The organism is Priestia sp. BR_2 (genome assembly GCF_041954005.1).
GTDB lineage: Bacteria > Bacillota > Bacilli > Paenibacillales > Paenibacillaceae > Paenibacillus_AQ > Paenibacillus_AQ lautus_A.
In genome coordinates, this window is the sequence record NZ_JAVFHM010000218.1 from 323,931 (window position 1) to 343,362 (window position 19,432).

The window sequence follows — 19,432 nt, forward strand, 5'->3', positions numbered from 1 at the left end:
GACTGACTTGGATACGTATTTACAAGCCTATCGATTAACGTTAATATAGCAGTGTGAAACCGTTTAACATACCGGATCAATATGCCTTTAGATCAATAGGTATCCACGTATACACAGGGCCTGACAGACCCACAATTTAATAAAGAGGAACGGTCGGCGAACAGCGGAAAGTTACTCTTGTGAAATAAGGGAGACTCCAGTAGTCGCTTTCTTATTTTCAAAAAAACGCAAACGGTTCCACTGGAGGTCCTATTATGTCAGTAACGATAAAAGATGTCGCAAAACGAGCGGGCGTATCCCCCTCCACCGTCTCTCGGGTGCTTTCCAACCACCCAAGAATCAGCCGCGAAACCTCGCGCAAGGTGAAAGAGATCATGGAGGAAATGGGCTACCATCCCAATATTATGGCCAAGAGCCTTGTTTCCAAAACGACAGAAAGCATATGCGTCATTCTGCCGAAACCCGCGGAGGAATTGTTCCTCAACTTATTCTTCATGGAGCTGATCCGCGGTATCGTCACCCAAGCGAACCGTTCCGGATACGATGTCGTTCTCAGTTCGGGCGGCAACGAGAAAGAGGAAGTCGAAGCCGTATCCCGCCTTCTTAACGGCCGCCGCGTCGACGGCGCCATCTTGCTTTACTCCAGGCAGGACGACCAGGTCGTTGATTTTCTGAAATCGAACAACTACCCGTTCGTGCTTGTCGGCCGGAGCGAGAAATATCCTGACCTGTTATCGGTCGATACCGATAATGTGCAGGCAGCCTATGATGCAACCAAGCATTTGATCTCGCTTGGGCATCAGCGGATCGGTTTTGTCAGCGGGCCGCCAAACCTGATCGTATCCCAGGACCGGATGAAGGGCTACGGAAAGGCACTCGCCGATGCAGGCCTTGAAATGAGAAAAGAATGGATTGTCGAAGGCGAGTTCCTGCAGGAGAGCGGCTATCGCGCCATGTCCTTCTTCATGAACCTGCCCGAGCGACCGACGGCGCTTGTCATTGTCGACGACATTGTCTCTTTCGGCGTGGTTCGCGGACTGCACGAGCTGGGGTATAAAGTTCCCCAGGACGTTTCGATCATCAGTTTCAACAACATCTCATTGACCGAACTATCGACCCCGCCGCTGAGCAGCGTTGACATCGGCATCTATAATCTGGGTTATACCGCCTCGCAGGCGTTGATCCAGACGATTCGCAACGATGACAACACGATCCTGCCGCACCGCTATATTATTCCGCATCGATTGATGATCCGCGAATCCTCGATGTTTTCGCCGCCGAAATCTTGAGTGTCGACGAATTTGCGGAGCATAGCAAGAAGTACTTCAAAATAAAGAAGCATCCTGGTGCTTCCTTTATTTTTGCAGCTTGGTTCAAACGTTTGCACTAATTCCTTAAGGAGGATGATCATGTCAACCCTATCCGCTTGTTTATTCGATCTGGACGGTGTGCTCGTGGATACCGCCAAGTATCACTACATTGCCTGGAAGCGTCTTGCCGGAGAGCTCGGGTTTGAATTCACGGAGCAGGACAACGAACGCCTGAAGGGAGTAAGCCGCATGGCTTCCCTCGATATTCTGCTTGAGGTTGGCGGAGTATCGCTGGATGAAGACGCAAAGCTGGCGCTGGCCGAGAAGAAGAATGCTTGGTATGTCGAGTATATTTCCAATATGGACGAATCCGAGATTTTGCCTGGAGCCCTCGAATTTATCCAAGCCTTGAAAGACCGCGGCATCAAGGTTGCGCTGGGCTCCGCCAGCAAGAACGCGATGCTGATCCTGAACAATACCGGCCTGACGCCTTACTTCGACGCCATCATCGATGGAACGAAGACCAGCCAAGCAAAGCCGGATCCCGAGGTATTTACGCTGGGAGCTCGCGAGCTTGGCGCCGCCCCTGACGCCTGTGTCGTATTCGAGGATGCCGAGGCCGGAATCGAAGCCGCCATCCGGGCGGGAATGCGCAGCGTCGGCATCGGTTCGCCCGAAACCTTGGGGCGCGCCAACCTCGTCCTTCCTTCCCTGGAAGAGTTAACGGTGGACCGACTGCTGGAGTTATAAACGTGTGAGCACATGCGTTTACAGCATTCAGCAGCATCATCCCATATAGATATGCAACCATTTTTCCTAAACCTAAAGGAGCCGATGATTGTGAAACAATATTTAAAGCTTGATGAATGGTCAATTATTGAAGAGGGCTTTGATCCTCACACGCATGAAATTTCAGAGAGTATCTTCAGTATCGGTAACGGATTCATGGGCCAACGCGCCAACTTTGAGGAGTCCTACAGCGGTTCCTCCCTGCAGGGCAGTTACATGGCCGGGGTGTATTATCCGGATAAAACACGCGTAGGCTGGTGGAAGAACGGTTATCCTGAATACTTCGCCAAAGTGCTGAACAGCACCAACTGGATCGGCATCGGCATTGAAATCGACGGCACGCCGCTGGATTTGGCCAAATGCACGGTGAAGGATTTTGTGCGCGAGCTGAATATGAAGGAAGGCTTCCTCTCCCGCCGCTTCACCGCTGTCATGGAAGACGGCAAGGAGCTCCAGATCGAGGCGGTTCGCTTTGTCAGCATTGTACGCCACGAGATCGGTGCCATCCGGTATGCCGTAACGCCGCTTAATTTCGCTGGAGAGCTTACGGTTACGCCTTATCTCGATGGCGATGTGAAGAACAAAGACTCCAACTATGACGAGAAGTTCTGGCTCGAGGTATTCAAGGAAGCCGCGCAAGGCTCGGCCGCATTGACCGTAAAAACCAAAAAGCTCGATTTCCATGTTACCTCCGTTATGTCTTATTACCTTGTTAAGAACGGGGTGAAGCTGGATCTTCAAGCCGAGCTGATCGAGAAAGAGAAATATGCCGCGAACCGCGTAAGCGTCCCCGTATCCGAAGGCGAAGCCGTTACCATCTATAAATACGTGGCCAACGTCACTTCCCGCAATCATGGATTCGGCGAGTTGGTGGATGCTGCGCGTGCCGTGCTGGAACCGGCGGTGGAGACCGGATTTGAACAGCTGCTGAAGGAGCAGGCAGATGCCTGGGGCGACAAATGGAAGGAAAGCGATATCGTCATCGAAGGCGATGTGGCGGCCCAGCAAGCGATCCGCTTTAACATTTTTCAGCTGAACCAAACCTACAGCGGCGAAGACGACCGCCTGAACATCGGGCCTAAGGGCTTTACCGGGGAAAAATACGGCGGCAGCACCTACTGGGATACCGAGGCTTATTGCCTGCCGTTCTATCTGAGCACCGCCGATGCCAGCATCTCGCGCAACCTGCTGATCTATCGTTATAAGCACCTGGAAAAGGCGAAGGAAAATGCCAGAAAGCTCGGCTTCACCAAAGGGGCGCTCTATCCTATGGTGACGATGAACGGCGAGGAATGCCATAACGAGTGGGAGATTACGTTTGAAGAAATCCACCGTAACGGCGCGATTGCCTATGCCATCTATAACTATGTCAATTATACCGGCGACTTCTCTTACCTCGGCCAATACGGTCTGGAAGTGCTCGTGGAAATCTCCCGTTTCTGGGAGGAGCGCGTGAATTACGTGCCGGCGAAGGACCAGTATATGATGCTGGGCGTTACCGGCCCGAACGAGTACGAGAACAACGTCAACAACAACTGGTATACCAACCGCATTGCCAGCTGGACGATGGAATACACGATCGACGTGCTGGAGTATTTGAAAGAGAATGAGAATTCCCGCTATGCCGAGCTTACGGCGAAGCTTGCCCTGCAGGATGCCGAAACGGCCAAATGGCAGGATATCATCAGCAAAATGTACTACCCGGTAGACGAGGAACTCGGCGTCTTCCTGCAGCAGGACGGTTTCCTTAACAAGGAGCTGGTTCCGGTGAAGGAATTGGACCCTGCCCACCTGCCGCTGAACCAGAATTGGTCCTGGGACCGCATTCTGCGTTCGGTGTACATCAAGCAGGCCGACGTGCTGCAAGGATTGTTCTTCCTTGGCGACCGGTACGACCTGGCTACGAAAAAACGCAACTTCGACTTCTATGAACCGTTCACGGTACACGAGTCCTCCCTCTCGCCATGCGTACACTCCATTCTCGCGTGCGAGCTCGGGTACCAGGAAAAGGCGTACGAGATGTACCTTCGTACAGCCCGCCTGGATCTGGACAACTACAACAACGATACCGAGGACGGCTGTCATACGACCAGCATGGCGGGAACCTGGATGTCGGTTGTGCATGGCTTCGGCGGCCTGCGCGTGAAGGACGGCGTATTGCATCTGAACCCGTTCATTCCGGGGCATTGGTCCTCCTTCTCCTTCAAGGTGATGTTCCGCGGCTCCCGCCTGAAGGTTAACGTCAAAGGCCATGAAACCCTCATCGTGAACGAAACGGATACGCCCGCCGTCCTGAACGTGAGCGGCAAGGAATACGCCATCAGCGGATTTGGAGAGGTAACGGCTGCAAGATAAAAGGCACTGGAGCTTCAATGCGCCGGCCCATACAAAAACAAGAGCCCTGGAAAATCTTCCAGGGCTCTTGTTTTTACAGAAAACGGGCTCCTCTACATCATGGCTCATTCTTGAAGAACCCGTCTTCGTCCATGTCTGGCATCATCTGCAGGTTCGGCTTCAGCCATAAGCCGGGATCAGATAAATGCCATCGCTTTGCGCCTCCGTGCGGGGGAAATGCCGATTATGTATGTTATGAATAGATCAGTTGAGTATGAGGATCACGCGGAGGGCGCTCGGCTGGCTTCCCAAACAAATACCCCTGCGAAAGCTCGATCCCGATATCTCGGCAAAAATGAAACTCCTCCCGTCTCTCGATGCCTTCTGCAAGCACCATGGCCCCGAAATCATGAGCCATGTTCGTGATCATTTCGAGCTGCTTCTGCTGGGCGGGATTTCGATCGCAATGGTCGATAAGACTCCGGTCGATCTTCACATAATCCGGCTTAAGCTTAATCATCTGCTCCAATGTGGAATAACCTGCGCCGACGTCATCCATGGCTACCGAGATGCCGTGGCTTCGATATACCTCGAATATCGACTGCAAATGCTTCACATCGTCGATCTTCTCGGTTTCCACCACCTCGAATACGAAATCCCTCGGATCCAGATGGAGCCTGTCGATCGTATTGAAGGTGTGGCTCAGACACATCTGCGCATCGTATATCGAGGACGGCAGGAAATTCACGAACCGCTTCACGCCGATCGGAAGCCACTCGGCACTGGTCTCAATCGCACTGGTGCGTGCCGCCTGGTCCAGGAATGAATGCAGTCCGGTTTTTCGGGCTGTCTCAAACAGCTCGTACGGCTGGAACCGGAGTCCCCACTCTACCGGTCGAAGGAGAAATTCATAGGCCACGATCTGCTCGTTTGGATCCACGATGGGCTGCATGTAGCTCGTAAACTGCTTATGTAAAATGACATTCACCATATCATAATGCTCCATCTGCAGTTCGAACTTCTGCATAGGGATCCACGAATGCCGGATTTGCGGAGCTCCTCCACGGGTAACACAGAAGGACAGCTCTTGACGAATCTTCAGCGGAAGGGGTTGCAGACACTCGATGATGGAGATCAGGTCCGCTCGTACCTTGTAGTTCACAGCACAACCCTCATTGTTCTCTTGTACCGCGTAGCCGTTCACTGCCAGCAATTGAATAAGCTCACCACTTGCAGGCTTCATATGAATGGTCCCCTGGTCCTCAATCGGTTCAAAGGTGCTGCAATTGTCGCAAATCATGTTCGTCCTCCTTGGCAAGCTAGCTCTCACTATGCTTCTTATCGGCATTTTGAATATGATTTCTTTGCATTTTATGGATTTTATATCGAAGTTATGACCTATTTTGCGAGAAATGCGCAAGATTCGTGCAATGATTGCGCTAAATTCTACAATAATCGACTTATATTGCTCTTAACAACACATTGTCGATATCCGAATCTTTTGTCTATTCGACTTTTTGATCCAACAGCTGCAGCAGCATCGTTCGTTCCACATCGAAATGCCAGCGGGCGTTTCGCTCTTTGGCCGCATACATCGCTGCATCCGCGCGACCGATCAGCTCTTGGTCGTTCCTGGCATGATCCGGATAGACCGCGATGCCGATGCTCGGCGTGGTTCGGACCTCATGCCCTTCCAGCTCATACGGCTCGCTCAGCATCGTCCAGATCTCTTCCGCCATCCAGATCAGTTCCTGATCCTCGCCGGCCGGATGAATCACTACCGTAAATTCGTCCCCTCCTAAACGGGAAACCAGAACGCCTTTGGATTCAAGGGTTTGAAGACGGGTCGCGACCTTGCGAATCAGCAAATCGCCGGCACGATGGCCGTAGCGGTCATTCACTCGTTTAAAACGGTTCATATCCATATATAGAAGCCCTACGCGGGAACCCGCACGGTCCGCCTCCTGCAGCGAGCTCGACAGCCTTGCGTTAAAGTAGCGGCGGTTATAGAGTCCCGTAAGATCGTCGCGATGCGCCAAGGTCTCGCTCTGCATCAAGCTTTGATGCAGCTGGTCAAACAAGCGGTCATTCTCGAACTGGATCAGGATCTGCCTGATCAGAATCAGGATGACGCACAGGGATAAGCCGGTAAAAAGCCCGTTCCACCCTCCGAACCGCTGCACCATAAGGGCAAACATCCCGCCAAGCACGCTGTAGGGAAGCAGATATCTTACGATCAGATTTCCGAACGAACGGGGCTCCCTCTCATCCAACGATTGATTTCGGGCATCGGGAGCTGACCGCCCTCCTGCCAAACCAATGATGAATACCGATAACGTATACAGTGGGTACAGGTATGAACGAACTTCAACACCCTTATAATCGACGAGATACATATGCAGAACATCGGCGGCAATGTACATGCTCCCGCCGAGGCACATCAGGAAGACTGCCCGTTTCCTTAACTGCCCTGTGTTAAAATACAACACCAAGGTGAAGAAAATAAGCACCGTTGCGCACAGCGGGTACAGCATGTCCACCCACAGCTTTCCCCATAAGGCTTCATTCGCCAAACCGTTAAGCTCGGGCTTGATGAAATATTCCCAGCCTACCGTCATGACCGTTATGCCAACGATCACGATATCCAGCATAAACCGCACTCCCCGAAACGAACCTTGTACGTGCCGGAACAAATAAATGAGGGCACCTGCAAACAGGATGATTTCGAATCCCCAGAATAATTGAGTCGAAATTGTACGGGAAGCGCTCTCTTTCCCCAGCCAAAAATAACAAGCATCGATGATTCGAGCCGAGGCATCCGCCATCAGCCCGGCACTTGCGATAAGCCAAAACCTTCGAAGATGCGGCTCGTAATGCCTACTGATCCGTAGTAAATAGACGGAAGCGGCAGCGGCAGCCATAATGACTAGAACACGCTGAAGCAATAAAGCATCAGGCATCCACAGAACGGTCATTATCTGAATGAATGCATATATGATGGCGAGTCGAATCCACAGATGATCTGCTGGAGTTGGACTCATAAGCATTCCTCCTCGGCCAAAAGGCAAGCTTTCTTCAATGCTTGTTTGTTAGGTCTTTTGAATTAATAGTTATAGTTCTCATGATACTTTTTACCCACCTAAAAGTAAAGATGAGGAAATGAAAGAAAGACCATCGATTCTACTCTATTAAACCATCGCGCTCCAAAAGCTTTCCGTCCTCAAGACCCACTTGACGTATAGGAATTATATGATAATATTTCAGTCATATCTCATATGAATCGGAAAGGGTGTTTAGCCTTGTCACAGAAACGATTGGATCATGTCGGCATTGTCGTCCGGGACCTTGAAGCCACGATTGCTTTTTACACAACCGTCGTCGGACTTGAACTGAAGGATCGCCTTACCCATACCAATGGCGTCATCCAGCTGGCATTCCTCGGATTTAACGGCAGCGACGAAACGGAAGTCGAGCTTATCCAGGGTTACAGCGACACGCTTCCCGCAGAAGGCACCGTCCATCATTTCGCCGTCAGCACCGATAACATCGAAGCGGAATATGTGCGCGTACAGGGACTGGCCGTACCTCATCTTGACGAGGAAATCGTAACGCTTCCGAACGGGTACCGCTATTTCTTCGTCCACGGTCCCGAAGGAGAATGGATTGAGTTCTTCCAGCGCTAACCGCTGGCGAACAGGATCCTATCAAAATGCTTCATCCCGTGAATGGTTAACGGGGTTCATTCTTCCAACCGCACAAGCCATGTCCAATACGAAGACCTGCCTCGTTCGCATCCCCTTCCGAACTAGACAGGTCTTTGCGTTAGGACTATAATAACGGATGTAACGTCCGAAACTTCATAAATCCCGGGGGAGCTGGAAATTGGCCGGCTGAGAGTGTATCCGATGATACTGACCCTTACACCTGATCTGGGTAATGCCAGCGTAGGAAGTCCATGTTTGCGGCAGCTATGATTTGCCGTGGTATACACTTACGCCGTCATGCGTCCTGATATCATTCAGGGCGCTTTTTTTGTGGAGTTAACGAGGTCATAGAAAGAGAAAGAGAATTCAAAGGAGAGAAGACAAGATGAAGAAGGGAAAATGGATGGCGCTGCTTCTCGCTTGCGCCCTGCTGATGGTTGCGGCGGGATGCGGTACAGGCGGACAGAACGAAAATACAGGTACCGAAGGCGCAGACGGCCAGGCGGCCGAAAAGCTCCGCGACGTACAGCTGATGCTCGATTGGTCGGCCAACACAAACCACACCGGACTGTATGCAGCCAAGGAGCTCGGGTATTATGAGGAAGAAGGGCTTAACGTCCAGATCGTCCAGCCGGGGGCCGGCGGAACGGATACGCTGGTCGCATCCGGCAAGGTGCCGTTTGGCATCAGCTACCAGGAAGGCGTCACGCTTGCCAGAACCCAAGGCCTGCCGCTTGTCTCCATTGCGGCGATTATTCAGCATAATACATCCGGCTTTGCCGCCCCCAAGGACAAGGGGATCGTCAAGGCTGGCGATTTTGAAGGGAAATCCTACGGCGGCTGGGGCTCGCCTGTTGAGGAAGCCGTCATGAAATCCATCATGGAGATCGACGGTGCCGATGTCAGCAAAGTAAATATGGTTAACATGGGCGATGCCGATTATTTTACGGCCGTCAAACGCGATATTGATTTTGCCTGGATCTTCTATGCCTGGACCGGTATCGAAGCCGAGCTCCGGAACGAGCCGCTTGACATGATCTATGTGAAGGACTACTCCGAGCAGCTTGACTATTACACGCCGGTGATCGTAACGAACGAGAAGCTGATCCAGGAGGACCCGGAGCTTGTCAAAGCATTCATGCGGGCGACCTCAAAAGGATACGACTATGCGATTCAACATCCTGAGGATGCGGCTGCCCTGCTGACGAAGGCCGTTCCCGAGCTGGATGCCGAGCTGGTTCATGCCAGCCAGAAATGGCTGAGTCCCCGCTATCAGGATGATGCTGCCCGCTGGGGCGAGCAGAAAGCCGAAGTATGGTCGGGGTATGCAGACTGGATGTTTGAACGCAAGCTGCTCGAGAAGGAGCTTGATGCGGACAGCGCCTTCACCAATGAATTTTTACCGGAGAAACCATAGGATGCATTTAATTTGGAAGAGAGACGGCCTGTCCGGCAGGCTGCCTCTCTTCCATTACAATATAGCTTGCATGAAAGGATGAGTTTAGATGGCAAACACCCTCTTGAGCATACAAGTGATACCCAGAACGCCGGATGGAGGCGACAGCATTCCTTATGTGGATGAAGCGATTCGGGTCATTCAGGAGTCGGGCGTGAAATACGAGGTCCATGCGCTCGAAACCACCTTGGAAGGAGAGCTTTCCGAGCTGCTGAAAATCGTTGAGCGCATGCATGAGGCGCTGGTGAAAGCGGGAAGTCCCAGCGTCATATCCCAGGTCAAAATCGCGCACCATCCGGGCGGCATCAGCATGGATAAGCTGACTGAGAAATACCGTCCATGAGAAAAGGCTGGTGGAGCACCGTTTGGCCGCCCGCTGCAGCGGTCCTTTTCTTTTTGACGGTATGGCAGGCCGCGGTATCGGTATTCGATATAGAGCCGTATATTTTGCCGGCGCCGACGGCCATCGGGCATGAAGCCGCCACCGGCGCCTCCGGCCTATTTCAGCATACGCTGGCCACGCTGCAATTAACCCTGGTCGGATTTATGATCGGTACGGCGATCGGCCTTGTCATCTCGTTGGCCCTGCATCTGGTGCCTTTTCTCAAAACAGCCCTTTATCCGCTTCTTATCCTTAGCCAGAACGTGCCGACGATCGCTCTCGCCCCGCTCCTCATGATTTGGTTCGGCTTCGGCATGCTGCCCAAGGTTATCGTGATTACCCTGGTCTGCTTCTTCCCCGTAGCCGTTGCCGCCCTGGACGGACTGGCGCGTACCGACCGAACCATGATGAATTACATGCAGATGGCGGGAGCCACTTCATGGCAGATCTTCACCAAGCTGGAGCTGCCGCATGCGCTCCCCTCCATCTTCTCCGGGATCCGCATCGCGGCCACCTATTCGGTCATGGGTGCGGTGATCGGGGAATGGATCGGCTCGGACCGGGGCATCGGCTACTATATGATGCTGCAAAAATCCGGCTACCGCACGGACCGGGTGTTTGTTGCCATTCTGATCATCGTCCTGCTCAGCCTGCTGATGGTGCTGCTGATCACCCTGCTGGAGAAGCGCCTGATCCGCTGGAATCGAAAAGGCTAGAACCACGGTGAACGGACATTTTCCAACCTATATAAAAGGAGGCTGTTTAGCGACATGACATATCAAGTATCCCTGCCGGATCATGACGGGCAGCGCCGGTCATCTACCGCGGTCCCGCCAGCGCCTGCCCTTGAGGTTCGCAGCCTTCATATCACCTTCCGCGAACGGCGCAGCGAAGTGCACGTGCTGGATGGCCTTTCGCTTCAGGTGCAGCCCGGGGAATTCGTCTCCTTGATCGGTCCTTCAGGCAGCGGAAAGAGCACGCTCTTCCATATCATCGGGGGGTTAACGGCTCCGGATGCGGGCTACGTACTCATGGACGGTCAGGACGTGACCGGAGAGAAAGGCCGCATCGCCTATATGCCTCAACAGCCGGCCCTCTTCCCTTGGCGTACGGTGGAGGACAACGTGCTCCTTCCCGAGGAGCTGAGAGGCACCTCGAAAACCGCCGCCAGGGAAAATGCCCGCAGCTGGATGGAACGGGCCGGGCTTGCCGGCTTCGAGAAGGCGTATCCGCATACCCTTTCAGGGGGGATGCAGCAGCGGGCCGCCTTTCTGCGCGCGCTGATGAGTCCGCAGGAGGTTATGTGCCTGGACGAACCGTTCAGCGCGCTCGACGCTCTGACACGCGGCGATATGCAGCGCTGGCTGCTCGATATCTGGGAGGATACGCGCCGTTCGGTGCTGATGATTACCCATCATATCGAGGAAGCGCTGCTGCTCTCGGACAGCATCTATATCCTGTCGGCGCGGCCCGGAACGATCCTGAAACGTGTGAAGGTCCCTTTTCCCCGTCCGCGCAGGGAAGACATCCTGAACGACCCGTCCTTTATCGCGCTAAAAACCGAAATCTCCGCCATCATGCGCGAAGAACAGCACAAGCGTTGAGCCGCATAGGCAGGATACAAATGCCTAAGCTCCTGTATCCATTATTCAAGAGCGCTTCTCGGAGGCGTACAAGCGAGGTGATGTAACGATGAAATCATTCACGCAGACGGAAACGAATCTCCCTCTGCTGGACACCCATATTCATCTGGATTCTTATGCCTTCTCCGATCAGCAAACGATTCTTGCGGATATCCGCAAAAGCGAAGTTCAGTCCATCATCTCCGTTTCCATGAACCTGGCTTCCAGCAAGCGAAACCTGGAGCTGGCCAGGGAGTACGGACCGTTGGTGTGGCCGGCATTTGGTTATCATCCGGAACAGCCCGTCCCTTCCCCTGAAGAAACCAAGGAACTGCTGGATTGGATGGCTAATCATGTCGACGACATGATTGCCGTCGGAGAGGTCGGCCTGCCCTATTATGCCAGGCTGGAAGCCGAAACGGAGGGTCGGCCGTGGGATAACCGCCCTTACGAATGCCTGCTTGAGCAATTTATAGCATTTGCGAAGCGGCATCATAAACCGGTTATACTGCACGCTGTATATGAAGATGCGGATACCGCATGTGATTTGCTCGACAAATATGGCGTCACCCGCGCCCATTTCCATTGGTTCAAGGGCTCCCGTGACACCTTGCAGCGGATGGCGGATAAAGGCTGCTATATCTCCTTCACGCCCGACATTCTTTATGAGGATGAAATTCGCGATATTGCCCGTATGTATCCCGAGCATCTTGTCATGACCGAAACCGACGGCCCTTGGCCGTTCGATGGCCCGTTCACCGGACAAATGACCCATCCTAAGATGACGGCTTCCGCAGCGGCGGCATGGGCCGAGCTTCGCGGGCTGGCCGTTTCCGAGGCTCGCAGGATTTTTTACGAGAATGCGGTTAGACTTTACGATCTATAAAAAAAAGAATTCCCGTTCCATTCAAGCCGGTTGTTTACGCAATCGGTTTGTTTTCTTTAAGGAACCGGTTATATTGGTTAATCAGTTCATCGAGCACGATCGATTGCCTGAGGACTTTAGGATGGTTAAAATCACGATACCGCTGCTTCATTTTATGAAGCTTATTTCTTTCCTGCTCGATATCAAACCTAATGCCTTCCTTCGTTTTCATGACTTTATGTCCTCCCCTCATGTAATATTTTATGCTTTAATGTAAAATTATAGGATGTTTGATGTTAGACATCAGGGGCCTAAAATTGAAAGGGACAGGTCCCAAGAAACAAAAAAAACCACAATGCGAGCTCACTCGCATTATGGTTTGGATTTCGGTTATTTCACAAATTTCTCCTGATACGCCTTCGAGATCTCCTCTGTAATCTCCTTCATCTTCGGATCGCTTTTAATCGTTTCGATCAATTTATCGTACGATTCAACCGGTTCCTTGCCGGTAATGACCATGACCCGCATATCCTCTACTTTCTTGGAAATCTCGGGATAGTATTTGTTATAGGCTTCGGAGTAGAGCTCGCCTGAAGGATTCGGCACCTTAACCGTCTTGCGCTCCGTAACGATCTCTACGTTTCGTTCATACACCTCGTCCGGCATCCCTACCGCATTGATGGCCATATCGTCGCTGACGAGGTGAATCATATTGTTCAGGTTTCCATCTCCCGTCTTATCGGTGACGGCTTGCGGCGTTGCGACCTTCTTCCCGTTCTCCAGATTGTAATGGACGCCTTCGATTCCGTAGGTCAGCATCTCGTTTCCTTCTTGGCTGTAGCCATAGTCGAAGAACTCGAGGATCTTCTTGACCTTGGCCTCAGGCACTTTCTTCGGAATGAGGTACACGCCATAGTACGGGGAGCCTGAAGGCGTATACTTTACCCCGTTGGCATTCTCCAAGTAAGCAAGCGGCATCAAATCCGCCTTGGGATCAACGTCCTTCACGGCTTTGCCGGTTACCCAGGCATGGTTCATGGACATGCCGCCAACCCCTGCCTTGGCGCTTCGCATCGTATCCATCACCTGGGAGAACTTCATGATGGCAAAATCTTTGGGGAACAGGCCCTCGTCATAAGCCTGCTTGATCCACAGCATGGCCTCCCTTGACGCGTCCGATGTAATAATCGGAGACAGGGTGTTATCCGGCTGGAGCTTCCAGCCCCCTTGCGTTTCATTAAAGATATTATAAATATACGCGAGCGCGCTCGGATTAGCGGCATACGGAATCTCATCCGCCTGTCCGTTACCATTCGGATCCTGTTCCTTGAAAGCCTTTAACACGTTATGGAACTCATCCAGCGTTTTTGGCGTTTCCAGCTGAAGGGCATCCAGCCAATCCTTGCGGATCATCGGGAACACCCCGCCCCCATAGCTTGGGTAGTAACGCGGAATCACGATGTTCTTGCCGTCCACCTTGGTGATTTCCCACATTTCCTTCAGCTCTTCGCGATTTAAATTGGGGTAGTCTTTGAGAAAAGGGGTCAGATCCCAGAAGACTCCCTGCTTCAGCATCTTCTGCAGCTGCGGGTTCTGCATCGTTTCCACGAAAGTAACCTCCGGAAGGTCGCCGGACGCAAGCATGACATTGATTTTCTCTTCGGCCGTGGATGGGGACAACCACGTAATATTCAACTTGGTATTGGTGCGTTTCTCCAGCTCTTTCCAAAGCGGATTGGTGTTGTCTATGAATTCGGTGGCATAATTCAAGGTCTGTATCGTGATGCTTGTAGGTTCACTGCTGTCTGTCCCGCCCTCGCTGCCGCTCGAGGGACTCCCGCCGCGGCTGCCGCATGCGCTAAGCAAGAGCGAACTTGCTAAGAGCAGCACCCCCGACATTTTTAAAAACGACTTGCTCGGCTTTGCATCCATTTTTTTCATCATTAGACCTCCCTGTTTATGATACCTCTTTCCTGACTGACCATGTTGGAAAAAGAAAACCGTATATCGGATCATTCCTTGACGGAACCCACCATCGCCCCTTTGGCGAAGTGCTTCTGCAGGAATGGATACACTAACATGATTGGAACGGTAGCAATGACGACCGCTGCCATTTTCAACGTTTCCGTCGGAACCGGACGGTTCACCTGGAAGGCAAATCCCCCGCCGCTTCCCGATCCCATTGTCGTGGGATCCACCAGCATATTTTGGAGCAGCACTTGCAGCGGCCACATCTTCTGGTCATTAATAAACATCAGCGCGTTGAAGTACGTATTCCAATAGCCGACCGCGAAGAACAATCCGAAAGCCACCAGCGCCGGCAGCGACAACGGCAGAATGATTCGCCAGAACACGCCGATATCATTGGAGCCGTCGATCATCGCGGCTTCCTCCAGACTGTCCGGAATGCTGTCGAAGAATCCCTTCATGAGCAGCACATACCACGCGCTCGTCAAGCTCGGCAGGATCAGCGACCAGACGCTGTCGATGAGTCCCACGTTTCGGACGACCAGATACAGCGGAACCAGCCCCGGCGTGAAGAGAAAGGTGATTAACACCATAATCATGATCGCCTTGCGAAACCGAAGCCGTTTTCGGGACACCGCGTAAGCCATCCCCCCGGTAACGAGCAGACTGAGCATCGTGCCGACCGTGGCCAGGAACACGCTTATGGAGATCGAGGTGACAAACAACCCGTTGGACAGTAAATGCTTGTAAGCATCCAGCGTCCAATCCCGCGGCCATAATATCAAGCTTCGTTGATAATACTCCACCGGATCGGTAAATGACAGAATAACGGTATAGTAAATCGGAAATATCGTTGCCAAACCGATGATCAGCAGCAGGCCGTTGTTGACGAAGCCGAAGAGCCCGGTTTTCCATCCTTTCTCATGCATGCTTTACTCCTCCTTGTCTTCGCCCGTCCTCTAGTACAGGCTTTCTTGACCGTATCGCCTCGCCAATCGGTTGGCCGAGACCACCAGGATGACGCCGACGATCGATTTGAACAACCCGATGGCCGTACTGTAGCTGAATTCTCCCTGCCTTATCCCCACCCGGTATACATAGGTATCGAACACTTCGGCTACATTGGTGACGGGCGCATTCATCATCAGATAGATCTGTTCGAATCCGGTATCCATGATCGTTCCCAGGCGGAGGATCAACAGAATCAGGATCACGTTGCGCATCGCGGGCAGGGTAATATGCCATATCCGTCTCATACGGCCTGCACCATCCATGACGGCTGCCTCGTATAATTGCGGATCCACTCCGGCGATGGCCGCGAGGAAGATGATGGTCCCCCATCCGACTTCCTTCCAGATGGATTGTGCCGTCAGCATGCCCCAGAAATAGTTCGGATTGGAGAGAATATCGACCGTTCCCCAATCCATGGTAACGAGCCACTTATTGAACAAGCCCTCCGATTGAGAGAACATGAGGTAGGTCAGCCCATAGATCAATACCCAGGATAAAAAATGGGGGATATACACCAGCGATTGAATGGTCCGTTTATAGAAGGAGCTTCGTACCTCATTCAGCATCAAGGCTAAAATAATCGGCGCCGGGAAAAAGAAAATCAAGCTCAGGAAGCTAATCGCCAGCGTATTGCGCAGCAGCATCCAGAAGTCGTCGTTGGAGAAAAACCGGGCGAAATGCTCGAAGCCTACCCAAGGGCTTCCGAACACTCCGAAGTACGGCGAGTACTCCTGGAAAGCAATGACGAGATTCGTAATCGGAATATATTTGAAAATGATAAAAAAGATAAGACCCGGCAACGCCAGCATGTATAAATACTTGTCGCGAGCTACATCCGACCGGATCCGCCCCCACTTCGTTTTGGATTTCGCGGGAATAGGGGCGCTCCCGCTTCCTTTTGCCGACTGAACGGTTTCTTGTGCTTTCATCGATACTCCCTCACTTTCAGCCTTGTCGTCTCGTTCAAACCTACCGTTCGCGGAACGTATCCCTAATGTAAACGGTTGCAGAATTGCCTGCAATTCCACTTTTTTTCCGTCGCGGCCCTTTCGCCTCTCCCTTCGATGCACAATACGGAAAAATGCCTGCCTGCCAAGCGTTTCGCATCATCCATTTCCTCGAATTGCACTTTTTTTCCTTGGTGCCGGAATGCCGTGTTCATCGGCATCAATAGGAAAATGTGATCTTTTCAACTAATCCCCTCTTTCGCTATGATAGTATTTAATGATTTTCCCGGCTTTCTTCGATCAGGCCTTGGATTTGTCTATGCCAACAGGGGGTTAGTGTTATGAGGCAACAGAATCCTGAATCCGGTTTCAAAGGTGTTATGTATTGGAGAAGCATCGCGCTTGCCGTGTTGATGACATGCCTCCCCATCTCGGCCATTACGGCCGTTTACCTATACGTGGGGAACCAGCATATGATCAACCAATATCAGCAGCGGAACGAGGAAGCCCTGGTGGACGCGGCGAGGCAAGTGGACGAGCAGTTCACCCAGCTGGTCCACTACGCGCTCAATATGGTGGTGAAGCCCCATTTCAAGCCTTCCTTGTCCGATATGGACTTTGTGTCGAATATCGAGGAGACGAACGAGCTGTTTAATACGCTCAACCTGGTGGAAAATGCCGATCCCCTTGTGGATCAGGTCTATCTCTACATCAAAAAGCAAAATAAAATCATGGAGCCCGATCTCGGGCTGCGGACATTGGATCAGGAACAGGATGCGTTAGGCTTCGGCCGGCTTATGGATGGAGATTCGGACATGTTCTGGGTACATGACCTGGAGCGGCCTTTCAATAAGGGGAGATCTTCCCATGCGCTCGTCATGCGGCTTCCCTTCAACGGTCATACGCCCTACGGGGCGATCGTCATCTACATCGATCCGTCGAAGCTGCACGTGATTCGCAACAGCGAGAATCTATCGTTCCTGCTCGACGATCAAGGCCATATCATCGGGGAATCGGGCATGAGCCGCAGCATGCCGAAGGCGATGAGCGCGATCCAGGAACAGCTGAAGCTTCCGGAGAATGCCAAGCGTACGAATCGTCTGCGGATGAAGGTTCCGGTCGATCAGGATGTGTGGCTGGTGAATACCGTCCAATTTGAAAAAATGCAGCGGAATTGGACCTATGTATCCGGCACGCCGCAGTCCACGATCATCGCTCCGACGAAGCCGTATACCCATATCATCCTGATCTGCTTTGCTTTTGCTCTCGCGGCATCCCTGGGCGCAAGCTGGTTTGCCTCCAAGAGGATGTATCGCCCTATTCGCAAAATGCTGCATATGATTGGAGGCGATCAGGCCAAGCAGACATCGCGGTACAACGAGCTCGATTATATTGAACACGAGTGGAAGCAGTACCGGTTCTCGCATGACACGCTTCAAAATCAATGGAAGCGATCCTTGCCCGCGATCAGGGAGGCTTACATCAATCAATTCTTGAGCGGGCAAGCCGCCCACCTGACGGAGTCCGAGTATGTGCTCAAGCTGCAAGAGATGGAGCTAGACATAACCAATAAACAGTTCTCGGCGATCGTTCTCCAGCAGCATACCCACGGGGAGGATCGGACGCCGCTTACTGAGAACGATCAGCATCTTCTCACCTATGCCGCTTTGAACGTGATTCAAGAGCTGGCAGAGGACGTTAGCGCCTATATGCATCCCATCAATTTCTTCGACGGCTCCTTTGGCGTCATCCTGATCGTTCCGGCCTCTCCTAAAGCAGACGAACAGACACGTATGATGAGGCTGCTGTGCGACCAGATCCTGCGGGCCCTGCGCGATACGCTGCGGGTGTCGGCAACCATCGTGCTGGGCGGGCCAAGCTCGACCTGGACCGATGTTCCCCATATTCTGGAACAGGCCAAGCGGGCGCTGCATTACCGATCCTTCGATGCCGGCAGCCAGCTGCTGGAAGCGGACACGGTGCTGTCCCAAAAAAACGACTGGATCGACTTTCCGCTGGAATTGGAGCAGGATTTCATACACACCCTGAACCTCGGGCTGCAAGGGGACGCGCTGCGATCCCTAAGCCGCTTCGTCACGGCGCTTCAAGCCGGGGGCGGCTCGGAGTGGCATGTCCACCATGGACTCATGCGTTTAATCACGAGCGTTCACCGCTCCATGCTGCAGGCCGGCTTAAATCCGTATCAGGTGTACGATTTCTCCAACCTGCAGGAGCAGCTGTCCCTGCTTCGCGACCCGAAGGCCTGCGTGGACTGGTTCCAGAAAGAAATCATCGAGCCCTATCTCGATCAGCTGACGAAGAACTTCAACAGCTCCATGAAATCGCTGGTCGAAAACGTGCTGGAGCAAATCGAGCAGAACGGGATGCAGGACTTGTCCCTGGATGCCATGGCCATGGAGGCCGGCGTCAGCGTATCCCAACTGAGCAAAGCGTTTAAACAGATGACGGGCACGAATTATATGGACTATCTGACGACCGTGCGCATGAACCGCTGCAAAGAATTGCTGCTGACCACGGATCTTCGCATTCATGAAATCGCGGAGGCCGCAGGATATCAGCCTCCCTACTTCAATCGCATGTTCAAGAAGCTGGAAGGGATCACCCCGGGTCAATACCGCCAGCAGGGAATCGGCAAATGAATCGGCATGTCATCCTGATCAATTAATCTCGTATAAAAAGAGCTCTCTGAAAAAGGGGCTGTCCCTTGGTCCGTACTTCATGACCTTGTGGGACAGCCCCTATTCTGTGTTGCGACTTACGTTCAGGCGTTGTACATTGTGGCACGCTTCCTGTGTTGTGCTTACGTTCAGGAGTCGTACATTGCGGCCACGCTTAGCGTGTTGTTTCTTACGTTCATGCGTTGTACATTGCGCAACGTTTTGCGTATTGTGACTTACGATGTGGCGTTGTACAGAGGGGCATGCTTCCTGGGTTGTGTTTACGTTCCGGAGTCGGACATTGCTGCTGCGCTAAGTGCGTTTTCGTATATCCATCTGTCCTTCCCCACGCTGCGTGTCAGTAGA

16 protein-coding genes and 1 riboswitch are annotated in these 19,432 nt (G+C 52.5%); of the genes, 10 read left to right on the forward strand and 6 right to left on the reverse strand.

Features of this window, described 5'->3' with window-relative positions:
• Nucleotides 1-254 precede the first annotated feature (254 nt).
• From RB298_RS17070 to RB298_RS17080, 3 genes are all read left to right on the forward strand, one after another.
• A complete protein-coding gene (locus RB298_RS17070) occupies nucleotides 255-1,289 on the forward strand; it encodes a LacI family DNA-binding transcriptional regulator (RefSeq protein WP_009593335.1) in 1,035 nt (344 codons plus the stop codon).
• 120 nt (nucleotides 1,290-1,409) lie between these two features.
• The gene (gene pgmB, locus RB298_RS17075; RefSeq protein WP_486047646.1) at nucleotides 1,410-2,060 is read left to right on the forward strand and encodes a beta-phosphoglucomutase; all 651 of its coding nucleotides are present in this window, start codon (nucleotides 1,410-1,412) and stop codon (nucleotides 2,058-2,060) included.
• Between the two features lie 90 nt (nucleotides 2,061-2,150).
• Entirely contained in the window at nucleotides 2,151-4,454 is a 2,304-nt protein-coding gene (locus RB298_RS17080; protein WP_486047647.1) for a glycoside hydrolase family 65 protein, read from the forward strand.
• Nucleotides 4,455-4,686: 232 nt separating this feature from the next.
• Here RB298_RS17080 and RB298_RS17085 read toward each other — a convergent pair whose 3' ends face one another.
• The gene (locus tag RB298_RS17085) at nucleotides 4,687-5,733 is read right to left on the reverse strand and encodes an EAL domain-containing protein (RefSeq protein WP_096774662.1); all 1,047 of its coding nucleotides are present in this window, start codon (nucleotides 5,731-5,733) and stop codon (nucleotides 4,687-4,689) included.
• Between the two features lie 205 nt (nucleotides 5,734-5,938).
• Nucleotides 5,939-7,474 carry a diguanylate cyclase domain-containing protein gene (locus tag RB298_RS17090; RefSeq protein ID WP_486047648.1) on the reverse strand — a complete coding sequence of 512 codons (1,536 nt, stop codon included), beginning with the start codon at nucleotides 7,472-7,474 and terminating at the stop codon, nucleotides 5,939-5,941.
• Between the two features lie 258 nt (nucleotides 7,475-7,732).
• On the opposite strand from RB298_RS17090, the gene RB298_RS17095 reads away from it, so the two are divergent.
• The 6 genes from RB298_RS17095 to RB298_RS17120 all read left to right on the forward strand — a co-directional run bounded on the left by RB298_RS17095 (nucleotide 7,733) and on the right by RB298_RS17120 (nucleotide 12,483).
• Complete coding sequence (locus RB298_RS17095; RefSeq protein WP_012818801.1) at nucleotides 7,733-8,116, forward strand: VOC family protein; 384 nt, start codon at nucleotides 7,733-7,735, stop codon at nucleotides 8,114-8,116.
• 175 nt (nucleotides 8,117-8,291) lie between these two features.
• A riboswitch (TPP riboswitch) is annotated at nucleotides 8,292-8,401 on the forward strand.
• 121 nt (nucleotides 8,402-8,522) lie between these two features.
• Nucleotides 8,523-9,554 (forward strand): ABC transporter substrate-binding protein, encoded by a 1,032-nt coding sequence (locus tag RB298_RS17100; protein ID WP_096774665.1) that lies wholly within the window; start codon nucleotides 8,523-8,525, stop codon nucleotides 9,552-9,554.
• A gap of 88 nt (nucleotides 9,555-9,642) precedes the next feature.
• Complete coding sequence (locus RB298_RS17105; RefSeq protein ID WP_009594139.1) at nucleotides 9,643-9,936, forward strand: MTH1187 family thiamine-binding protein; 294 nt, start codon at nucleotides 9,643-9,645, stop codon at nucleotides 9,934-9,936.
• A complete protein-coding gene (locus tag RB298_RS17110; RefSeq protein WP_096774667.1) occupies nucleotides 9,933-10,691 on the forward strand; it encodes an ABC transporter permease in 759 nt (252 codons plus the stop codon). Before RB298_RS17105 ends, RB298_RS17110 begins: the two co-directional genes overlap by 4 nt.
• A 54-nt stretch (nucleotides 10,692-10,745) precedes the next feature.
• Nucleotides 10,746-11,579 (forward strand): ABC transporter ATP-binding protein, encoded by an 834-nt coding sequence (locus RB298_RS17115; protein WP_486047649.1) that lies wholly within the window; start codon nucleotides 10,746-10,748, stop codon nucleotides 11,577-11,579.
• 88 nt (nucleotides 11,580-11,667) lie between these two features.
• Entirely contained in the window at nucleotides 11,668-12,483 is an 816-nt protein-coding gene (locus tag RB298_RS17120) for a TatD family hydrolase (RefSeq protein WP_486047651.1), read from the forward strand.
• A gap of 34 nt (nucleotides 12,484-12,517) precedes the next feature.
• Here the strand turns inward: RB298_RS17120 and RB298_RS17125 are convergent, their stop codons facing one another.
• From RB298_RS17125 to RB298_RS17140, 4 genes are all read right to left on the reverse strand, one after another.
• On the reverse strand, nucleotides 12,518-12,694 hold the full coding sequence (locus tag RB298_RS17125) for an aspartyl-phosphate phosphatase Spo0E family protein (RefSeq protein ID WP_009594144.1): 177 nt from the start codon (nucleotides 12,692-12,694) through the stop codon (nucleotides 12,518-12,520).
• Nucleotides 12,695-12,852: 158 nt separating this feature from the next.
• Nucleotides 12,853-14,403, reverse strand: coding sequence for an extracellular solute-binding protein (locus tag RB298_RS17130; protein ID WP_374705893.1), 1,551 nt, complete (start codon nucleotides 14,401-14,403; stop codon nucleotides 12,853-12,855).
• A gap of 71 nt (nucleotides 14,404-14,474) precedes the next feature.
• Nucleotides 14,475-15,359 (reverse strand): carbohydrate ABC transporter permease, encoded by an 885-nt coding sequence (locus tag RB298_RS17135; protein ID WP_009594160.1) that lies wholly within the window; start codon nucleotides 15,357-15,359, stop codon nucleotides 14,475-14,477.
• Nucleotides 15,360-15,389: 30 nt separating this feature from the next.
• Complete coding sequence (locus RB298_RS17140; protein ID WP_036664971.1) at nucleotides 15,390-16,370, reverse strand: ABC transporter permease; 981 nt, start codon at nucleotides 16,368-16,370, stop codon at nucleotides 15,390-15,392.
• Nucleotides 16,371-16,729: 359 nt separating this feature from the next.
• On the opposite strand from RB298_RS17140, the gene RB298_RS17145 reads away from it, so the two are divergent.
• Nucleotides 16,730-19,048 carry a helix-turn-helix domain-containing protein gene (locus RB298_RS17145; protein ID WP_486047653.1) on the forward strand — a complete coding sequence of 773 codons (2,319 nt, stop codon included), beginning with the start codon at nucleotides 16,730-16,732 and terminating at the stop codon, nucleotides 19,046-19,048.
• Nucleotides 19,049-19,432: the final 384 nt, after the last annotated feature.

What these genes read in the sequence shown, in the direction of transcription:
- RB298_RS17115 (WP_486047649.1), top strand. Translation starts at nt 10,746, where the DNA reads ATGACATATCAAGTATCCCTGCCGGATCATGACGGGCAGCGCCGGTCA.
- RB298_RS17125 (WP_009594144.1), bottom strand. Translation starts at nt 12,694, where the DNA reads ATGAAAACGAAGGAAGGCATTAGGTTTGATATCGAGCAGGAAAGAAAT.
- RB298_RS17090 (WP_486047648.1), bottom strand. Translation starts at nt 7,474, where the DNA reads ATGAGTCCAACTCCAGCAGATCATCTGTGGATTCGACTCGCCATCATA.
- RB298_RS17100 (WP_096774665.1), top strand. Translation starts at nt 8,523, where the DNA reads ATGAAGAAGGGAAAATGGATGGCGCTGCTTCTCGCTTGCGCCCTGCTG.
- RB298_RS17120 (WP_486047651.1), top strand. Translation starts at nt 11,668, where the DNA reads ATGAAATCATTCACGCAGACGGAAACGAATCTCCCTCTGCTGGACACC.
- RB298_RS17070 (WP_009593335.1), top strand. Translation starts at nt 255, where the DNA reads ATGTCAGTAACGATAAAAGATGTCGCAAAACGAGCGGGCGTATCCCCC.
- RB298_RS17105 (WP_009594139.1), top strand. Translation starts at nt 9,643, where the DNA reads ATGGCAAACACCCTCTTGAGCATACAAGTGATACCCAGAACGCCGGAT.
- pgmB (WP_486047646.1), top strand. Translation starts at nt 1,410, where the DNA reads ATGTCAACCCTATCCGCTTGTTTATTCGATCTGGACGGTGTGCTCGTG.
- RB298_RS17110 (WP_096774667.1), top strand. Translation starts at nt 9,933, where the DNA reads ATGAGAAAAGGCTGGTGGAGCACCGTTTGGCCGCCCGCTGCAGCGGTC.
- RB298_RS17130 (WP_374705893.1), bottom strand. Translation starts at nt 14,403, where the DNA reads ATGAAAAAAATGGATGCAAAGCCGAGCAAGTCGTTTTTAAAAATGTCG.
- RB298_RS17140 (WP_036664971.1), bottom strand. Translation starts at nt 16,370, where the DNA reads ATGAAAGCACAAGAAACCGTTCAGTCGGCAAAAGGAAGCGGGAGCGCC.
- RB298_RS17085 (WP_096774662.1), bottom strand. Translation starts at nt 5,733, where the DNA reads ATGATTTGCGACAATTGCAGCACCTTTGAACCGATTGAGGACCAGGGG.
- RB298_RS17135 (WP_009594160.1), bottom strand. Translation starts at nt 15,359, where the DNA reads ATGCATGAGAAAGGATGGAAAACCGGGCTCTTCGGCTTCGTCAACAAC.
- RB298_RS17145 (WP_486047653.1), top strand. Translation starts at nt 16,730, where the DNA reads ATGAGGCAACAGAATCCTGAATCCGGTTTCAAAGGTGTTATGTATTGG.